Source organism: Streptomyces sp. NPDC093221 (assembly GCF_044753885.1).
Taxonomy (GTDB): domain Bacteria; phylum Actinomycetota; class Actinomycetes; order Streptomycetales; family Streptomycetaceae; genus Actinacidiphila.
The window spans coordinates 183,574-200,787 of sequence record NZ_JBIVOA010000009.1 but is presented as its reverse complement, the minus strand read 5'-3'; the positions used below and the strand labels follow the sequence as shown (position 1 = coordinate 200,787).

Genomic DNA, 17,214 nt, shown 5'->3' with positions numbered 1-17,214 from the left:
CTCGTCGATGCCGAAGTTGACCAGCGACAGGGCGGTGCCGAGCAGGGCGATGGCCAGGCCGGCGGGGACGAACCACCACCAGGCGCCGGTCAGCAGCGCGCTGCCGGTCTGGGCCCAGTACAGGATCGTGCCCCACGACCACTGGGTGACGTCGGCGAGGCCGAGGAAGGCCAGGGTCGCCTGGGTGAGGATCGCGAAGTTGACGGTGCCGAGGAAGGACGCGGCGATCACCGCGAGCTGGTTCGGCAGGATGTCCTTGAGGATGATCCGCCAGGTCTTGTCGCCGGTGGCGCGGGCGGCCTCCACGAAGTCGCGTTTGCGCAGCGAGAGCGTCTGCGCCCGCAGCACCCGCGCTCCCCAGGCCCAGCCGGTGAGCGTGATGACCAGGATGATGCCGAGCGAGCCGCTGTGCGGCAGATACGCGGCCAGGATGATCGTCAGTGGCACGCTGGGCAGCACCAGGAACACGTTGGCCAGCAGCGACAGCACTTCGTCGCCGAGGCCGCCGACGTATCCGGCGGTGACGCCGACGATCACCGACAGGAAGGTGGCGAGGACCGCGGCGCCCAGGCCGACGAGCATCGAGGCGCGGGCGCCGTAGAGCATCTGCGACAGGACGTCCTGGCCGTTCTGGGTGGTGCCGAGCCAGTGCGCGGTGGACGGTCCGACGAGGGTGTCGTCGCTGACCGTCGAGGGGTCGTACGGCGAGATCCACGGCGCGACGACGGCCAGGACGACGAAGACCAGAACGACCGCGAGGCCGATGAGGGTCAGCGGTGAGCGCAGCAGGCGCGACCGGAGGCGGGCGGGGCCGCCGGCGGGCTCGGCGGCGGTGTCGGCGGTGTCCGCCTCGGCGAGGGCGGCGGCTTGCACGGCCATGGATCAGCTCTCCCTTGTCCTCGGGTCGAGGAACACGTACGCGATGTCGGCGATCAGGTTGGCGATCAGCACCAGCACGGTGATGAGCAGGAAGATCGCGGACATCAGCGGGTAGTCGGCCGCCTGTGCGGCCTTGAACAGCACCGACCCGATGCCGGGGTAGTTGAAGACGACCTCGGTGACGATGGAGCCGCCGATCACGAAGCCGAGCGACATGGCGAAGCCGGAGAAGGACGGCAGCATCGCGTTGCGGGCGGCGTAGGTGTACATCACCCGGCGCCTGGGGAGCCCCTTGGCCTCGGCGAGCCGTACGTAGTCCTCGCTGAGCGTGGTGACCATCATGTTGCGCATGCTGATCAGCCAGCCGCCCACGGAGGCGACGGTGATGGTGACGGCGGGCAGGACGGCGTAGTTGATCGCGCTGCCGATGAACCCGGCGTTCAGGCCGATGGTCTGGTCGAGCCCGTAACCGCCGGACAGCGGGAACCACTTGAGGGTGATCGCGAAGACGTACACGATCATGATCGCGAACCAGAAGTACGGGATCGACGACAGGAAGGTGGTGATCGGTATCAGCGAGTCGAGCCAGGTGCCGCGCTTCCAGCCGACGAGCATGCCGAGCGTGGTGCCGATGACGAAGCCGAGCACCGTGCAGATGGTGACCAGGATCAGCGTCCAGTACATGCTCTGCCCGAGCACGGTGCTCACCTGCGACGGGTAGTAGGCGTACGAGGTGCCGAAGTCGCCGGTGAAGATGCTGTGCCAGTAACTGACGTACTGCTCCCACAGGTTCTTGTCGGACTCGCCGAACAGCACCCGCAGGGCCTGGACCGCGGAGGGGCTGAGCTTCCCGTGGAACTGCTGGATCAGGTTGTCCGCGGGGTTTCCCGGCATGACGCGCGGGATGACGAAGTTGAGGCTGATGGCCGCCCACGCCGTGAGCAGGTAGAAACAGATCTTCCGGAAAAGGATGCGCATGGGTCAGTTCCCTCGGGCTTCGAGGCGGCACGCCCAGCGGGCCGCGCGCCGGACGAGAAGGCGCACGGCGGGTTCTCCCCAGCTCCGCATGTCGTGGCCCAACTGGAGGTAGCAGACACGTCCGTCCCCGAATTCGCGGACGTGCAGCAGGGGTTCGGTGCCGCCGGGGGTCGTACGGCGGGCGAGGGTGAGCACGCCGGGCGCGGTCTCGACGTGGTAGTGCTCGTGCGTCAGCTCGAACGGCGGTATTCCGGCGGTCACTTCGTGTGCGCCGTCGAGGGTGACGGTGAACCGGCTCTCGTGGGGCGGTGGCCCGTGCGAGACGTACCGGCTGCCGACCAGGTCGAACAGGTCCGCGTCCACGGTGGTGGAGTGCAGGGCGATCAGTCCGGCGCCGCCGCGTACCGCGCGGGCCAGGCTCGCGCGCTGTGCGTCGGTGAAGCGGCCCAAGGCCGTGTAGAGCACGATGAGTTCGGCGTCGACCGGGCCGTCGAAGCGGCCGGTGCCGACGGCGGTACGGGTGACGAATCCCTCGTCGGTCAGCAGGGTCCGCACTTCGCGGGCGGCGGTGAAGAGGTCTTCGTGGACGTCGTCGCCGCTGAAGACGGCGAGGGCGGTGGGGCTGGCGGTTCTCGGCATCGTCGGGCCGCTCGTTTCAGTAGGTGGAGCGCAGTTCGCCGGTAGGGCTCCAGTAGCCCTGCGCACGCCCGCTGAGCAGGGCGTTGTCCATACGGTCGAGCGGCAGCGGCACGCGCCGCCGGGACCGGCTGCTCTCGTAGGTCGCGAAGACCAGTTCGGCGCCGCGCAGGCCGTGCTCGGCGTCGAGGGCGGGCTTGCCGCCGGTGCGCAGGCTGTCGACCGCGTCCCGCACCGCCTCGGCCGTGGCGGCCACGATCGCCGGGTCGACGCCGCGGTCCCAGGTGCGGGGGTCGGTGTCGAAGGGTGAGTCGTGGACCAGGTCGTCCTTGCCGAAGCGCTGGATCAGGCAGCGCGCGCCGCGGATGTCGGCGCGCCCGCGGGTGCCCTGGATGATCAGCCCCAGGTTGTTCTGGAGATTGAGGACCGGGGTGTGCGGTTCGCGTCCGGTGGAGACCACCGCGCGGACGCCGTCGGCCCAGCCGATCTGGGTGACCGACGCGGTCTCGACGAAGGCGCCGTACACATAGCGGTCGAGCGTCACGTCGAGTTGGCCGAAGACCCACTCCGGTGCGGTGTCGCCGCGGTGGAAGAGGATCAGGTCGAGGATGTGGGTGCCCCAGTCGAAGAGGTTCGGGCAGTACCCCTCGATGGTCACGACCTCGCCGATCTCGCCCGCGGCGACGGCTTCGCGGGCGAAGCGCTGCACGGCCTCGAAGCGGCGCTGGAGGTTGTAGGTCAGTTGCGTGCCGGCGTCGGCCGCGACCCGCGTCATCTCCAGGGCCTCGCCGTACGACAGCGCGACCGGCTTCTCGCAGTGCACCGCGCGGACCCCGGCCGCCGCCGCGGCCCGGACGATCTCCGGGTGCAGGGCGGGCGGTGTGCAGACGCTGACGACCTCGGGCCGTTCCAGGACGAGCAGTTCACGGTAGTCGCGGTACGTCCGCGGTACGCCCAGCTCCCCCGCCAGGTCCTCCGCGGTCCGCTCGTCGACATCGGCGAGGGCGACGAGCTCGACGCCCGGCACCGCCCTCAGGCCGAGGCCGTGCACCCGGCCCTGCGAACCCGCGCCGATGACTGCCGCGGTGACGGATGCCATCCGCTCTCCTCCCCTGAGTCCCGCCTGAAGTGAGTCCCGCCAGGACCGCTTCCGGGGCTGTCGAGGGCCCGGACAGCGGTCGTTGGGTATGTGCCAAAGCCATACCACTTGCCGCCATCGTAATACGAAAGCCGGTCCTGTCTAGAGGGTGAAGCAGACCAGAATGCCGGGGAAACCGGGCGCACTTCGCACTTTTCAGCCACAGACAGGCACAATTCCGCCGTCACCCCGGCCGGATTCCTACGACACCACTACTGACCACATAGGACCACTTCGCTACGCTGGTCCCCGGTCGTCGCCGACCCCGTCACCCCGCTCGGCCCGCCATCCCCGCCCAGCCGTCACACCACCAGCCGTCACATCACCAGCCGTCACACCACCAGCCGTCACACCACTCAGGCCAGGAGATCCGTATGAAGATCAGTCAGCTCGTCGGCCCGCGCACCTCGGAGGTCGTCGCGGCCGACGACCCGGTCCCCGGCGCCGGCCAGGTGCTGGTCGAGGTGCTGGCCAGCGGGGTCTGCACCTCCGACATCGGGCCGTGGCTCTCGCACGACCCGGCCGCGCCGCCGGTCAGGCTGGGCCACGAGATCGTGGGGCGGGTGGTCGGCACCGGCCGGGACGCGGGCCGCTGGGCGCCGGGCGACCTGGTGACCGGGCTCGGCGGCGAGGGATTCGCGACGCTCGCCGTCATGGACGCGCACGCCGTCCTGCCGGTACCGGCCGGGATCGAACCCGCGCACGCGATCGGCGAACCGGTCGCCGACCTGGAGGAGGCGCTGTCCCGTACGGGGGTGCGCGCGGGCGACCGGGTCGCCGTCGTCGGCCTCGGCTTCATGGGCCTCGGCCTGGTCCAGCTCGCCAAGCGGCACGCGCCGGGGCTGCTGGTGGGCGTCGACCCCGACCCGGCCCGCCGCGAGCGCGCCCTGCGGCTCGGCGCCGACCTCGTCTTCGCCCCCGACGACCTCCCGGAGGAGTACCGGAAGGACACCGGACGGGCCACCGACGCGCGGCTCGCCGTGGTCCTGGAGGCGACCGGCACGACGAGCGGGCTCGGCACGGCCGGCAGCCTGGTGCGGCCCTTCGGCACCCTGTGCGTCGTCGGCTACCACCACACCGGCGACGCGATGATGGACATGGACCTCTGGTACAAGGCCGTCACCGTCGTCAACGGCTTCTGCCCGGACCGCACCCGGCTGATGGGCGCCATGCGCGACGCGCTCGCGCTGATCGGCGAACGCCGCTTCAGCTACGCGCCGTTGATCACCCACCGCTTCGGCCTCGAAGGCGTGGACGACGCCTTCGGCGCCATGACGGCGGCCGGTCCCGACTTCGTCAAGGGAGTGCTGGTGCTCTGACCACGCGCACGGCTGAGGTCGGCACACCGGTCCGGCCTCAGCCCGCGGCTCAGCCGTACGGCCGCCCGCGGCTCAGCCGGGCGAGCGCCCGCGGCTCAGCCGGGCGGCCGCCCGCGGCTCAGCCGTGCGAGCGCGCGAAGGACGTACGCAGCCGGTACCGGTCGCCCGCGTACTGGATCGTGGACTCGAACAGCGGCTCCTCGTCGGAGCCGACCGCGATCTGGTGCATGACCAGAAGCGGATCGCCCGAGGCCATGTCGAGCTGTCCCGCGGCGCGGTCGTCGGCCTTGGTCGCCTCGATCGTGCTGTCCGCGCGGACCGGCTCGACCCCGGCGGCGGAAAGCGTCGCGTACAGCGAGCGGTCCGCGAAATCGACGTCCTCGATGCCGGGCACCAGAGCGAGCGGAATTCGCGTCAGGTCCAGCGCTATCGGAACACCGTCGAGCAGCCGTACCCGCTCCAGCCGGAACAGCGGAGTGCCGGGCGCGATACCGAGCCGCTCCGCCTCGTCGATGCTCGCCGGGCTCGCCTGTGCCATTAATACCTTGGAGTGCGGCTTCAACCCCATTCGTGCCGCGGTCTCGCTGAAGGATTCCAGGCTGTTCGGCCATTCCTTCTTCGGCGCCGACTGCGTCACGTACCAGCCACGGCCGTGGGACGCGCTGAGCACGCCCTCCTCCACCAGGTGACCCAGGGCTTTCCTCAGTGTGACCCGGCTGATGCCCAGTTGACGGCAGAGCTCCCGCTCGGGCGCCAGCCGCATTCCCGGCCTCAGCTCGCCCCGGTCGATTTCGCTGCGGATCAAATTCACCGCCTGGATCCACAGGGGTTCTGGATAGCCCGGCAGGATAACGCCCGCGACCTCGCGAGAGTCGTTCATACGTGAGGCCCCCATAATGACGCGCTCGCGACCTCCGGCCGCCGACGCCGTAACTGATGAACAGCGACGCTCAGGATAGCTTTCCGCCAGGTGGTCTGACCAGTTCCACGGGTCCCGGCGGCGGGACGGCCGGAACCGGCCGGTGCGAGCGGGTCCGCTCCCGCGCCCCGAATGCTTGAATGCCGGAGTGAATACGACATCGGGCGGCATCGATGTGCTGCGGGTCTTCTGCGGCCCCGACCGGCGGTACGGCAACCCGCTCGGCGTGGTCCGCGACGGCTCGCGCTACCCGGACCGCGCGGCACGGCAGGCCCTGGCCGGTGAACTCGGCTTCAGCGAAACGGTGTTCGTGGACGACCCGGAGCGCGGCGCGGTCGACATCTACACGCCGGGGCTGCGACTGCCCTTCGCCGGGCACCCGTTGGTCGGGGTCGCCTGGCTGCTCGACGTGGAGGTGCTCGAACCCGAGGTCGGGGAGGTCTTCACGCGCGACGACGGGGAGTTCACCTGGATCACCGTCCGCGCGGAGTGGGCGCCGCCGCGCACCCTGTGCGAGTACGCGCTGCCCGCCGAGGTCGACGCGCTGGACGTGCCGGAGCCGGGCGAGTGGGTGTACGCCTGGGCGTGGCAGGACGAGGCCGCCGGCCGGATCAGGGCGCGCGCCTTCCCCGGCCGCGGCGACGGCATCGACGAGGACGAGGCGACGGGCGCCGCCGCGCTGCTGCTCACCCGGCAGCTCGGCCGCGCGCTGCACATCACGCAGGGCCGGGGCTCGCAGATCCTCACCGCGCCCGGCCCTGACGGCACCGTCGAGATCGGCGGCCGGGTGTGTCTGGAGGCGGTCCTTCCCGCGCCGCGGGCCCGCTGAGCCCGGCGCTGAGCCCGGCGCGGAGGCCGTCCGTCGGCGTCACAAGTCGCGCGTTCCCCGTACACCGCCTTGACTGGTGGCGTTCGTGGCGTTCGTCGCCGCCGTGTTCGCGGTGCTCGCGGTGCTCGCCATGTCCGCCCGTCACAGCCGTGTCCGCCGTGTCCGCCGTGGAGGTCGCGTATGGCCGCCGCACCCTCCGGGCCCCCGGGCCGTGAGAAGGGCCGGGCCGACCGCGAGAAGGGCCTGGTCGGCCGTACGGTCGCGGGGGCGGCCGGGCGCGCGGCGCGCTGGAAGGCGCGCGGGCTGCGGCTGCGCCACGCGGCGGAACGGCGCTTCCCCGTCATCACCGAGCTGACCGCCCGCCTGCTGTCGGTGAATCTGCTGGACGCGGGCACCCGGCTGGCCGCCCAGCTCTTCCTGACCGCCGTCCCGCTGCTGTTCGTGGTCGCGGCCTTCGCGCCGAAGACCGTACGCGACCAGCTCGTGAGCACCGCGCGCAACGTCTTCGGCCTCACCGGGGCGTCGGACGAGCAGCTCAGGCAGGTCTACAGCGCGAACGGCGGGGATCTGCGGCAGACCATCGGGGTGATCGGCGTCCTGATGGCGCTGCTGTCCGCCACCGCGTGCAGCCGGGCGATGGCGCGGGTGTGCGAGCGGGCGTGGGGGCTGCCGCGCGCCTCGGTGCGGGTCGCGGTGTGGCGCTGGGTGGTGTGGATCGCCGCGTGGATGGTGGCGCTGGTGCTCCAGGGGCCGCTGCGCGACGGCTTCGGCGTCGGGCTGTGGGTCGGCCTGCCGCTGACCTTCCTCGCGGACGTGCTGGTGTGGTGGTGGACCCAGCGGCTGCTGCTGAGCAAGCGCGTCGCGTGGCTGCCGCTGCTGCCCGGCGCGATCCTCACCGCGCTGGCGATGACGGCCCTGTCGGTGACCGCCCGCCTCTACATGCCGACCGCCCTCAACCGCAGTCTGGCCAATTACGGCTCCCTGGGGTCGGTCTTCACGATGCTGTCCTGGCTGATCGCGATCTGCGCGGTGCTGACCTTCACCATCACCGCGGGCGCCGTGCTGGCCTCCGAGCCGCCGCTGGCCTCCCTCCTCGGACCCGCCGGCGGCACGGACCCGCGATCGCGCCGGAATGCCGGTGCGGACCGCGTCATCTAGCGTGGTCAGGGCGGGGGGACGCCTCGCGGCGGGCGCACCGCGGCGGGGGAACGGCGAAAGGTGCCCTCATGCGTCGCTACCCGCCGATCGCGGACCACGGCCTCATCGGAGACCTCCAGACCAGCGCGTTGGTGTCGTCGCGGGGCGTCGTCGACTGGTTCTGCGCGCCGCGCTTCGACTCGCCGAGCGTCTTCGCCTCGCTCCTCGACCACGACCGCGGCGGCTACTTCTCGATCGCGGCCGCGAGCCCTGAGGCGAGGGTCAGGCAGCTCTATCTGCCGGACACCGCGGTGCTCGTCACCCGCTTCATGACCCCCGACGGCGTCGGCGAGGTCATCGACTTCATGCCGGTGGACCGGCCGGAGACCGCCACCGACCGGCACCGGCTGCTGCGGGTCATGCGGGTGGTGCGCGGCACGGTCCGCTTCGCCCTGGAGTGCAGGCCGCGCTTCGACTACGGCCGCTGCGACCACCGGCTGCACGTGAGCGACGACGGCACGGCCAGATTCGGCGCGTCGGGGGCGTGGGCGTACCTCCAGCCGGTCGGCCCGCTGGACCTCGAACGCGACGAGGAGGACGTCCGGGCCGCGGTCACGCTGGAGCAGGGCGAGATGGCCGCCGCGGTGCTGACGGTGTGCGCGGCGCACGGCGAGCCGCCCGAGCCGGTGACGGTGGACGGCCTGCGGGCGGAATTCGACGGGGTGCGGGAGTTCTGGCACGGCTGGATCCGGCAGTGCCGCTACCGGGGCCGCTGGCAGCAGGCGGTGAACCGCTCGGCGATCACCTTGAAGCTGCTCACGTACGCGCCGACCGGCGCTCCGGTCGCCGCCGCCACCATGGGCCTGCCGGAGCAGGTCGGCGGCGAGCGCAACTGGGACTACCGCTATACGTGGGTCAGGGACGCGTCGCTGTCGGTGAACGCGCTGGTCGACCTCGGTTTCACCGCGGAGGCGGACGCCTTCCGCCGCTGGCTCGGCGGGCGGCTGCGCGCGGGCGGCACGGTCACCGGCGAGCCGTTGCAGATCATGTACCGGGTGGACGGCGACCCGCACCTGGCCGAGGAGACGCTGGACCACTTCGAGGGCTACCGCGGCTCCGCGCCCGTCCGGCTCGGCAACGGGGCCGCCGACCAGCTCCAGCTCGACATCTACGGCGAGGCCGTGCACGCCCTGTCCCGGTCGCAGGACATCGCCCAGCTCGCCGGGTGGGAGGGCTGGCGGGCCTTCTCCGGGCTGCTGGACTGGCTGGCCGCGCACTGGGACCGCGCGGACGAGGGCATCTGGGAGACCCGCGGCGGGCGGCAGGACTTCACGTACAGCCGTCTGATGTGCTGGTCGGCCTTCGACCGCGGCATCCGGCTGGCCGCGGAACTCGCCAGGCCCGCCGATCTGGAGACCTGGACGACGGCGCGCGACACGATCATGGAACAGGTCATGGACCGCGGCTGGAGCGAGAAGCGGCACGCCTTCGTGCAGCACTACGGCAGCGAGGTGCTGGACGCGTCGCTGCTGCTGATGCCGGAGGTCGGCTTCGTCGCGCCGAAGGAGCCGCGCTGGCTGTCGACGCTGGACGCGATGGACCAGGAGCTGGTCTCCGACAGCCTCGTCTACCGCTACGACCCGGGCGCGTCCCCCGACGGGCTGCGCGGCGGCGAGGGCACCTTCTCGCTGTGCAGCTTCCTGTACGTCGGCGCGCTCGCCCGCGCCGGGCGCCTGGGCCCGGCCCGTTACGCCTTCGACAAGATGCTCACCTACGCCAACCACGTCGGCCTGTTCGCCGAGGAGATCGGGCCGACGGGTGAGCAACTGGGCAACTTCCCGCAGGCGTTCACGCATCTGTCGCTGATCACGGCGGCGACGGCGCTGGACGAGGAGCTGGACAGGTCCGAGTCCTGACCGCCGGGCCCTGCCGCCGTCAGGCAGTCGTCGGGCCGCCGCCGTGGACGGTGGTGCTCCTGATGTCGCGGCCCTGGATGACCGGGGCGTGGAACACCCCGCCGTTGACGGTGTTGTTGACGACGCTGACCGAGCCACGGCCGGCCGCCGGGGCCAACTCCTCCAGCAGCAGCCGCAGTTCAGCGGCGGCGGCCGGGTCGTCCCGCAGGACGCGGCGCAGCCGGGTGCGCCAGCCCGCCTCGATGTCGGCGGCGGCGTCCGCGTCCCCCGAGTCCCTGGCGGCCGTCAACTCGGCGCGGGAGAGCTGGAGTTCGTCGAGAGCGGCGGTCTCGTCCCCGGCGCGTGCGGCGGCCCCGGTCGTACCGTCGTCGGCTGCCGTACCGTCCTCGGCCGCCGCCCCGGCGCTGCCGCCGCTGCCGCGTGCGAGGAACCGCGCCAGCCGGTCCCGTACCTGTGTCCAGGCGTCGGACGCCATCAGTGTGACCACCTGCGTCGCGCCCGACGCGGCCAGTGCCGCCAACTCCGCGTCCACGGAGCCCCCCTTCGTCCGCCGCCCCGCTCATCCGCGGGGCCGCCGCCACCAGCGTAGGGCGGTCGGGCCCGCCGCGGCAGACGGTCTCCGGCCGCGTACCGGCAGGGGACCGCCCGCGTGATCGCGTACGGGGACGGGGGGTCGCCGGGCGGGACCGCGATACGGCAGCATGTGGCCCATGAGCGACTTCCTGGTGATCGGTGAGTGCGTAGCGGACATCGTCCGGACCCCCGGACAGCCCGATGTGCCGCATCCCGGCGGCAGTCCGGCCAACGTGGCGTACGGGCTGGCCCGCCTCGGCCACGCCACCGCGCTCCTCACGCAGCTCGGCGACGACCCCTCGGGCAAGCTCATCACCGACCACCTGCGGTCGGCGGGCGTACACCTGCTCGCGGACGGCCGGCACGACGTCCGCACGCCGACGGCGGTGGTCACGCTCGACGAACAGGGCGCGGCGCGCTACGACTTCGACATCGCGTGGACGCTCGGGCCCGTCGAGCCGCCTACCGCGCTCCGGCACGTCCACATCGGGTCGATCGCCGCCGTGGCGGAGCCGGGCGCGGCCACCACCGTGGACCTCGCCGCACGGCTGCGCGCGGACGCCACCGTCAGCTACGACCCCAACATCCGGCCGGAGTTGATGGGCACGCACGAGCAGGGTGTCGCCGGAGTCGAGCGGTGCGTGGCGCTGAGCGACCTCGTCAAGGCGAGCGACGAGGATCTGGAGTGGCTGTATCCGGGCGAGCCGGTCGCGGCAGTCGCCGCGCGCTGGCTGGCGGCCGGGCCCGCCGTCGTCTTCGTGACCATGGGCGGGGAGGGCGCCGCCGCCTTCACCCGTGACATCGAGGTGACGGGCGCGCCGGTGCGGACCGAGGTCGCCGACACCGTGGGCGCGGGCGACTCCTTCATGTCCGCGACGCTGGACGCCCTCACCGGCCTCGGCCTCACCGGCGCCGCCGCCCGGCCCGCCCTCGGCGCCCTGGACAAGGCGACCCTCGCCCATATGCTGCGCCACGCGGGCACCGCCGCCGCGCTCACCGTCTCGCGGCCCGGCGCCAACCCGCCCACGACAGGGGAGTTGCGGGCGGCGCTCGCGTAGGCCACCGGGGCAGCGGAGGTGTGACGCCCAGCGGCCGTGGACCCGATTCGCCCCGGATCGGGCAGCCCGTACGGCCCGGCCGGACGGCGTGCCCCCTATCACCGTGACACCGCGCTCTTCTAGCCTCCCCTTGAAGATCGATCAGCCCACCGAGGGGGGACTTGCGTGGACGCGTCCGCGTACCGCATGGTCGTGTGGACCGAGCAGGACTACGTCACGGCCGCCGCGACGGCCGACCGGCTGGTCGCGGAGTGGCTCACCGACGCCAAGGGATATCCGGTCACGGCGCTGCACGACGGCCGCAATGAGATAGCCGAGCACGTGACGCTCGACCGGGACACCGATTCGGGGCAGCAGGGCGCGCACAGCCGCTGGCGATTGCGGGAGAGCCCGCCGACGTTGCGGGCGACCTGGCAGTCCACGCTCATCGTCCGTACCGACATGGCCGATCCGGGCCGCACCTGGGTGCAGCTCGATGTCGAACACCGGCCGGACTCCGCGGAGATACCGCAGATCCGCGCGTCCAAGCCGCGGCTGGCCGACGCGATACTCGACGCCCTGGACACGCACAGCGGCATCGCCGAGATCCGCGCCCGCGCCAGCTTCATCTACGCCGGTGACGTGAAGGAGGTGGTCGAGGAGCTGACCGACCGGGAGCGGCGGCTGCCCATCGTCGTGGCGAGCGTGCCGTACGGGACCGACGCCGACGAGTGGCTGGAGAAGGTCGTGGACCGCGCCTTCACCCAACTCGTGGGCCGCGCGGTGCTGTACGTGCTGACCCGCGAGGCGCAGGCCGCGTTCAACAAGGCGCTCGAACACCACCCGGTCTTCGGCGGCGGCATCCGTACGTACATGCCGCGCGTCGACCCCGCGTGGGCCGCCGACGGGCAGCGGCACCCGGTGATGTCCCGCGCCACGGTCGAGGCCGATCCGGTACGGGCCGCCACCGTGCTGACCGCGCTGCCGCGCAACCAGGCGGCCCGCATGCCGCTCCCCCAGCCGCTGGCCCGCCTGCACGCCCAGCGCCCGCGGCCCCGGTCCACCGAGCACGGCGACGAGATCGCGCGCCTGCGCGCCGACCACGAGAGCCTGATCGCCCTTCTCGACGAGGCGGCGGAGGCCGAGGCCGCCCGCTACAAGCAGGTCCGCGAGCTCCAGCACGACCTCGCCGACGCCAACTGGCTCGCCGAGGAGTTCTACGCCGAGCGCCGCGCCGCCCAACAGCAGGTCCGCGCGCTCCAGTTACGCCTCCAGCAAGTCGGCGCCTACGAGGCCGCCTTCGCCCCCGTCGAGGAGGACGAGAGCGAGGCGCTGCCCGGCAGCTTCACCGAACTCCACGCCCGGCTCCACCAGTTCCCCACCCTGCTCTTCACCGGGGACCCCAAGGTGATGACCGGTCTCGACGACCGTTCCAAGCCCAACTGGGTCAACGTCTGCTGGGAAGCGCTCCAGGCTCTCGAGGACTTCGCCGCCGCCTCCGTGGCCGGCCGCGCCCGCGGCGACTTCCGCTCCTGGTGCCAGGATCTCCCCTCCGGCTGCCACCCCTTCCCCGCGGGCAAGGTCCTGATGAAGGAGTCCGACACCGTCTGGCGCAACCTCTCCTGGCGCAAGGAGCGCACCCTCCCCGTGCCCCGCGCCGTCGATCCCTCCGGCGCGGTCTACATGGAGGCCCATCTGCGGATCGGCGGCGGCAGCACCATCTCCCCGCGGCTGCACTTCTTCGACGACACCGCCAACACCGGCCTGCTCTACATCGGCCACATCGGACCGCACCTCACCAACACCCGCACCTCATAGCGCCGGCAGGTGGGCTTCGACGCGGGCGACGGCCTGCGGGGTGCCGGTGAAGAGGTGGGCGCGCATGCCCGCGGTCTCGGCGGCGGCGATGTTGGGGGCGTGGTCGTCGATGAACAGGCAGTCCGACGGGCGGACTTCGAGGCGCTCGCAGGTGAGCGCGAAGGCGCGGGGGTCGGGCTTGGAGACGCCGATCTCGTGGGAGTAGACGATCTCGTCGACCAGTGAGTCGAAGCGGTAGCGGGCGGTCTCCCGTTCGCGGGCGCCGACGAAGCTGTTGCTGAGGATGCCGAGGCGGCAGCGGGAGCGCAGGCCGCGGACGTAGTCGATGAGTTCCGTGTTGGGGGCGCCGAGGTATTCGGCCCAGAGGTCGGACATGAAGGACTCGACCTGGCGGGCGTCGAGGCCGAAACGGGCGCCGACCTGGGCGCGTACCTCGGGCTCGGTGATCGCGCCGACCGCGCCGGCCTCCCAGACGTCGTCGAGACGACGGTCCACGGTGCCCGGCGGGAGGCCGAGGCGCTCGTCCCACCGCTCGATCCAGCCCGTCGGCGGTGTGATCTCCAGGACTCCGCCGATGTCGAGGATGACGCAGCGCTCTGTCGTGGAAGGTCCAGTCGTCTTCATGGAAGGTCCTCTCGTCCGGTTCCGCGGCGTGCGGTACGCCCTGCCCTCACGGTGGGCTCTCACCTTCGGTGAGGGTCAAGGCGGTGACGGAACCCGCGGACCGCCGCCGGGTCCGGGGACCGCGACCGCGGTGATTCGCGATAGCTTTCGCAAAAGGCGGACCGGCACGGCGGTACGGCCGCCGGGGCGCGAGCGCGGGAGAGCAGAGGATGGCGGCGGCGGAACCGGGGCACGAAGCCGACGGCGGCACAGACGCAGGCGCGGGGAGCGGCGCGGGCGGCGGAGGCACGACGACGCTCGCCGAGATCGCGCGGCAGGCGGGGGTGTCGGTCTCCACGGTCTCCAAGGTGCTGCACGACCGCTCGGACGTGGCGTCCAGGACCCGCGCCAAGGTCCAGCGGCTGCTGGAGCAGCACGGGTATCTCGCGCGGCACCGCCCCGCGGCGACGGCGCTGGCGGCGGGCGGCCTGATCGACTTCGTGATCAACGAACTGGCCAGCCCGTGGGCGGGCGAGCTGATCCGGGGCGCGGAGGAGGCGCTGCACGCCGAGGGGCTGGGCATGGTGGTGTCGGCGACGCACGGCCGCAGCCGGCTCACCCGGCAGTGGCTGGACTCGCTCGCCACCCGTCGCACGCGCGGCGCGATCCTGGTGCTGCCGGAGCTGACGGCCGCCCAGCACGAGGAGTTGCGCAGGCTCGGCCTGCCCTTCGCGCTGATCGCCCCGGCCGACGAGCCCGCGCCCGGAGTGCCGTGGGTGGGCGCCACGAACTGGCCGGGCGGGCTGGCCGCGACCCGCCATCTCATCGGGCTCGGCCACCGCAGGATCGCCGTCATCAGCGGGCCGCCGGAGCGGCTGGCCTCACGCGCCCGCGTGGACGGCTACCGCTCGGCGCTCGACGAGGCCGGGCTGCCCTTCGACCCGGCGCTCGTCCGCTACGGCGACTTCACCCACGAGCCCGCGCACCGGCACGCCCTGGACCTGCTGGGGCTGCCCGACCCGCCGACCGCGGTCTTCGCGGGCAACGACCAGCAGGCGCTGAGCACCTACCGCGCCGCCGCCGCGCTCGGGCTGCGCGTCCCGGCCGACCTGAGCGTCGTCGGCTTCGACGACCTGCCCTTCGCCGACTGGGTCACCCCGCGGCTGACCACCGTACGCACCCCGCTCGCCGACATGGCCGCGCTCGCCGCCCGGATGGTGCTCCAGCTCCTCGGCGGGGAGCAGCCCGCGTCAACCAGGGTGGAGGTCGCGGGCGAGCTGGTCGTCCGCGAGAGCAGCGGGCCGCCGCCCGTACGGTGACCAGGCGCTGGACCAGGGGCGGGTCAGCCCTGGACCAGGGGCGGGTCAGCCCTGGGCGAGGGGCGGGTCAGCCCTGGGCGAGGGCCGGGTCCAGCCAGAACAGCTCCCAGTGGTGGCCGTCCAGGTCGAAGAAGCTCCGGGTGTACATCGGGCTCTCGTGCTCGGTGCGCTTGGCCGCCGTGCCGCCCCCGGCCACGGCCGCCTCCGCGATCCGGTCGACCTGCTCCTTGCTGTCCAGGCCCAGCGCCACGATGGCCTCGGTGGTGGTCGCGGTGTCCGCGATCTCCTTCTCGGTGAAGGTCCGGAAGAAGGGCTCGACCAGCAGCATCGCGTAGATGTCGTCGCTGATCACCATGCAGGTCGCGTTGTCGTCGGTGAACTGCGGGTTGAAGGTGAACCCGGCGGCGGTGAAGAAGGCCACGGAGCGGTCGAGGTCCTTCACGGGGAGGTTGACGAAGATCTTCGTGGACATGGGTGCCTGCCTTACGTTCCGCTGGTCGGTGTCACGGGAAGGTCGTGCGTTTCACCGGGGTAGACCGGTGCGCGGCGCGGAACTCATCGGTACCCGCAGGGCGTCTTCGCCTCACTCCCCGCGCAGCAGCGTGTCCACGGCCCGGCCGAAGACGAGCCGTCCGGTACGCGCCGTGACCGCGTCGAACGCTCCCGGCAGCCGCCACACCCGCAGCTCCTCGCGCCAGCGCACCCACGAGCCGGTATCCGCGCCCGCACCTGTACCGCTGTCGTCCGGCCGTACGTCGATCTCCGCCCAGCCGGTGACGATCCGGCCGGTCTTCTCCAGACGGCAGAATCCGGGGCCGCCGTCGACCGGCGGCTCCCAGCGCACGATCCGCATCGGGTCGTCGAACCCGGCACCGCCGAGCCCGGTCCGCGCCACGAAGGCCGTGCCGACCCCGTCGGGCGGCGGCGTCAGCACGCTGATCCGGGTCAACGGCACGGTGGCGGTGTGCCGTTCCCAGTCGGTCAGCCGCCGCCACGCCTCGGCGACGGGCAGCGGGGTGCGGCGCTCGACCACGAAAGGGGACATAAGGCCAGGGTAGGGCGCGCCGCCGTCAGGACCAGCCGGTACGGGTCCGCAGCCAGTCGAGCGCGACGACGCCCTGGGCGTGCTGGAAGGGGCGCAGTGTCGGCAGGCCGGGCGGCGCGGGCCGCCGCGCGTGGCCGAGCAGGAAGCCGGCGAAGGCGGCCAGCACCGCCGTGACGCCGTCCGGGTCGGCGCCCGCGGCCACCGGGTGCCGGTCGAAGATCTCGGCGGGGGGCGGTCCGCCCTGCATCCCCACGCTGGGCAGCATCAGCAGCAGGTCGAACCAGGGCGCCGCCAGGCAGGCCCACGGCCAGTCCACGACCATGACGCGGCCGTCCGCGGTGAGCAGCAGATTGTCGGCCCGCAGGTCCGCGTGGGCCAGGGTCTTTCCGGCCGCCGCCCGCGCCCATCCGGCCTCCAACGCGGCCAGTTCCGCCAGATGGCGTACGGCCCAGGGGTCGAGGCCCGTCAGGTCGTCGGTGCCCGCCGCGTGCTCGGCGGCCAGGGCGCGCCAGCCGTGGAAGTTCTCCGCGTTCGCCTCCGCCACGGGCGGGACCTCCACCGGGGACGGTGTGAGCAGCGTCGCGAGGTCGCCGACCGCGGTCAGGACGCGCTCCAACTCGGCCGCGTCCCACGGCTGTGCGGGCGTGCGGCCCTCGATGTCCTCGAAGAGCAGGACCACCCAGTCGTCCCGCTCGAAGGAGGCCAGCAGGCGCGGGGCCGGGACTTCGCGGGGAAGCGCCGCGGCCACCGCGGCCTCCGCCCGGTGGATGCCCGGGCTCTCCGGATTCGCCGCCGGGGTCACGGCCTTGACGAACGCCCTCGTCCCGTCCGTCAGCCGCAGGCGGGCCGCCACGCCCGGCGAGAAGCCGCCGGCCTGCGTCTCCGCCGCCGCGACGCGTGCCCCCAGGCGCGCCTCGGCCTCTCCCCGCACCCCCGCGGGCACGTCCCCCCACTCGGCTCGCACACCTTGTGCCCCCACGGCCCCGCTGTCGGTCGTCATCGCCCCATCCTCCCGACCCCCCGGGGCCCGGGGCCACCGCGTTTCGGGAGGCGCGGGTCCTGAGGGGA

General features: G+C 72.7%; 16 protein-coding genes and 1 pseudogene. 7 read left to right on the top strand and 10 right to left on the bottom strand.

Translation table 11 applies throughout. The features are described 5' to 3' along the window. Positions 1–36 precede the first annotated feature (36 nt). The 4 genes and pseudogenes from ACIQCJ_RS29110 to ACIQCJ_RS29095 all read right to left on the bottom strand — a co-directional run. A pseudogene (locus ACIQCJ_RS29110) lies at positions 37–879 on the bottom strand (ABC transporter permease); the annotation flags it as partial. Between the two features lie 3 nt (positions 880–882). Continuing rightward, the gene (locus tag ACIQCJ_RS29105) at positions 883–1,857 is read right to left on the bottom strand and encodes an ABC transporter permease (protein WP_355333214.1); all 975 of its coding nucleotides are present in this window, start codon (positions 1,855–1,857) and stop codon (positions 883–885) included. 3 nt (positions 1,858–1,860) lie between these two features. Next, positions 1,861–2,496: a ThuA domain-containing protein gene (locus ACIQCJ_RS29100; RefSeq protein ID WP_391048373.1), complete on the bottom strand. Its 636-nt coding sequence runs from the start codon at positions 2,494–2,496 to the stop codon at positions 1,861–1,863. Between the two features lie 16 nt (positions 2,497–2,512). Further along, positions 2,513–3,592, bottom strand: a complete 1,080-nt coding sequence (locus ACIQCJ_RS29095; RefSeq protein ID WP_402713015.1) for a Gfo/Idh/MocA family protein — start codon at positions 3,590–3,592, stop codon at positions 2,513–2,515. A 413-nt stretch (positions 3,593–4,005) separates the two neighbouring features. Here ACIQCJ_RS29095 and ACIQCJ_RS29090 point away from each other — a divergent pair, with 413 nt between their 5' ends. Further along, positions 4,006–4,950: a zinc-binding dehydrogenase gene (locus ACIQCJ_RS29090; protein ID WP_402713014.1), complete on the top strand. Its 945-nt coding sequence runs from the start codon at positions 4,006–4,008 to the stop codon at positions 4,948–4,950. A 118-nt stretch (positions 4,951–5,068) separates the two neighbouring features. Here ACIQCJ_RS29090 and ACIQCJ_RS29085 read toward each other — a convergent pair whose 3' ends face one another. Then, positions 5,069–5,830: a GntR family transcriptional regulator gene (locus ACIQCJ_RS29085; protein ID WP_355333224.1), complete on the bottom strand. Its 762-nt coding sequence runs from the start codon at positions 5,828–5,830 to the stop codon at positions 5,069–5,071. Positions 5,831–6,017: 187 nt separating this feature from the next. On the opposite strand from ACIQCJ_RS29085, the gene ACIQCJ_RS29080 reads away from it, so the two are divergent. The 3 genes from ACIQCJ_RS29080 (at position 6,018) to ACIQCJ_RS29070 (ending at position 9,751) form a co-directional block, all read left to right on the top strand. Next, positions 6,018–6,698 carry a PhzF family phenazine biosynthesis protein gene (locus ACIQCJ_RS29080; RefSeq protein ID WP_402713013.1) on the top strand — a complete coding sequence of 227 codons (681 nt, stop codon included), beginning with the start codon at positions 6,018–6,020 and terminating at the stop codon, positions 6,696–6,698. Positions 6,699–6,878: 180 nt separating this feature from the next. Continuing rightward, a complete protein-coding gene (locus ACIQCJ_RS29075) occupies positions 6,879–7,856 on the top strand; it encodes a YhjD/YihY/BrkB family envelope integrity protein (RefSeq protein WP_402713012.1) in 978 nt (325 codons plus the stop codon). Between the two features lie 68 nt (positions 7,857–7,924). Beyond that, a complete protein-coding gene (locus ACIQCJ_RS29070; RefSeq protein WP_391048385.1) occupies positions 7,925–9,751 on the top strand; it encodes a glycoside hydrolase family 15 protein in 1,827 nt (608 codons plus the stop codon). Positions 9,752–9,770: 19 nt separating this feature from the next. Here ACIQCJ_RS29070 and ACIQCJ_RS29065 read toward each other — a convergent pair whose 3' ends face one another. After that, positions 9,771–10,283, bottom strand: coding sequence for a hypothetical protein (locus tag ACIQCJ_RS29065; RefSeq protein WP_391048387.1), 513 nt, complete (start codon positions 10,281–10,283; stop codon positions 9,771–9,773). Positions 10,284–10,461: 178 nt separating this feature from the next. Between ACIQCJ_RS29065 and ACIQCJ_RS29060 the strand changes: the two genes are divergently transcribed. Both ACIQCJ_RS29060 and ACIQCJ_RS29055 read left to right on the top strand, forming a co-directional pair. Then, positions 10,462–11,382, top strand: coding sequence for a carbohydrate kinase (locus tag ACIQCJ_RS29060; protein ID WP_402713011.1), 921 nt, complete (start codon positions 10,462–10,464; stop codon positions 11,380–11,382). Positions 11,383–11,547: 165 nt separating this feature from the next. After that, complete coding sequence (locus tag ACIQCJ_RS29055; RefSeq protein WP_355333237.1) at positions 11,548–13,179, top strand: hypothetical protein; 1,632 nt, start codon at positions 11,548–11,550, stop codon at positions 13,177–13,179. Here the strand turns inward: ACIQCJ_RS29055 and ACIQCJ_RS29050 are convergent. Continuing rightward, entirely contained in the window at positions 13,174–13,803 is a 630-nt protein-coding gene (locus ACIQCJ_RS29050; RefSeq protein WP_355333240.1) for an HAD family phosphatase, read from the bottom strand. The two genes, ACIQCJ_RS29055 and ACIQCJ_RS29050, sit on opposite strands and share 6 nt — an antisense overlap. 209 nt (positions 13,804–14,012) lie before the next feature. Here ACIQCJ_RS29050 and ACIQCJ_RS29045 point away from each other — a divergent pair, with 209 nt between their 5' ends. Beyond that, positions 14,013–15,101 carry a LacI family DNA-binding transcriptional regulator gene (locus tag ACIQCJ_RS29045; RefSeq protein WP_402713010.1) on the top strand — a complete coding sequence of 363 codons (1,089 nt, stop codon included), beginning with the start codon at positions 14,013–14,015 and terminating at the stop codon, positions 15,099–15,101. Positions 15,102–15,168: 67 nt separating this feature from the next. Here ACIQCJ_RS29045 and ACIQCJ_RS29040 read toward each other — a convergent pair whose 3' ends face one another. The 3 genes from ACIQCJ_RS29040 to ACIQCJ_RS29030 all read right to left on the bottom strand — a co-directional run bounded on the left by ACIQCJ_RS29040 (position 15,169) and on the right by ACIQCJ_RS29030 (position 17,146). Continuing rightward, positions 15,169–15,573 carry a VOC family protein gene (locus tag ACIQCJ_RS29040; protein WP_391048396.1) on the bottom strand — a complete coding sequence of 135 codons (405 nt, stop codon included), beginning with the start codon at positions 15,571–15,573 and terminating at the stop codon, positions 15,169–15,171. Between the two features lie 111 nt (positions 15,574–15,684). Further along, on the bottom strand, positions 15,685–16,146 hold the full coding sequence (locus ACIQCJ_RS29035; protein WP_355333247.1) for an SRPBCC family protein: 462 nt from the start codon (positions 16,144–16,146) through the stop codon (positions 15,685–15,687). A 25-nt stretch (positions 16,147–16,171) separates the two neighbouring features. Further along, positions 16,172–17,146: an aminoglycoside phosphotransferase family protein gene (locus ACIQCJ_RS29030; RefSeq protein WP_402713009.1), complete on the bottom strand. Its 975-nt coding sequence runs from the start codon at positions 17,144–17,146 to the stop codon at positions 16,172–16,174. Positions 17,147–17,214 lie beyond the last annotated feature (68 nt).

Excerpts from the sequence above, each read along its gene's own strand:
- ACIQCJ_RS29045 (WP_402713010.1), top strand. The coding sequence starts at position 14,013 with ATGGCGGCGGCGGAACCGGGGCACGAAGCCGACGGCGGCACAGACGCA.
- ACIQCJ_RS29090 (WP_402713014.1), top strand. The coding sequence starts at position 4,006 with ATGAAGATCAGTCAGCTCGTCGGCCCGCGCACCTCGGAGGTCGTCGCG.
- ACIQCJ_RS29075 (WP_402713012.1), top strand. The coding sequence starts at position 6,879 with ATGGCCGCCGCACCCTCCGGGCCCCCGGGCCGTGAGAAGGGCCGGGCC.
- ACIQCJ_RS29030 (WP_402713009.1), bottom strand. The coding sequence starts at position 17,146 with ATGACGACCGACAGCGGGGCCGTGGGGGCACAAGGTGTGCGAGCCGAG.
- ACIQCJ_RS29095 (WP_402713015.1), bottom strand. The coding sequence starts at position 3,592 with ATGGCATCCGTCACCGCGGCAGTCATCGGCGCGGGTTCGCAGGGCCGG.
- ACIQCJ_RS29050 (WP_355333240.1), bottom strand. The coding sequence starts at position 13,803 with ATGAAGACGACTGGACCTTCCACGACAGAGCGCTGCGTCATCCTCGAC.
- ACIQCJ_RS29100 (WP_391048373.1), bottom strand. The coding sequence starts at position 2,496 with ATGCCGAGAACCGCCAGCCCCACCGCCCTCGCCGTCTTCAGCGGCGAC.
- ACIQCJ_RS29040 (WP_391048396.1), bottom strand. The coding sequence starts at position 15,573 with ATGTCCACGAAGATCTTCGTCAACCTCCCCGTGAAGGACCTCGACCGC.
- ACIQCJ_RS29060 (WP_402713011.1), top strand. The coding sequence starts at position 10,462 with ATGAGCGACTTCCTGGTGATCGGTGAGTGCGTAGCGGACATCGTCCGG.
- ACIQCJ_RS29070 (WP_391048385.1), top strand. The coding sequence starts at position 7,925 with ATGCGTCGCTACCCGCCGATCGCGGACCACGGCCTCATCGGAGACCTC.
- ACIQCJ_RS29085 (WP_355333224.1), bottom strand. The coding sequence starts at position 5,830 with ATGAACGACTCTCGCGAGGTCGCGGGCGTTATCCTGCCGGGCTATCCA.
- ACIQCJ_RS29035 (WP_355333247.1), bottom strand. The coding sequence starts at position 16,146 with ATGTCCCCTTTCGTGGTCGAGCGCCGCACCCCGCTGCCCGTCGCCGAG.
- ACIQCJ_RS29105 (WP_355333214.1), bottom strand. The coding sequence starts at position 1,857 with ATGCGCATCCTTTTCCGGAAGATCTGTTTCTACCTGCTCACGGCGTGG.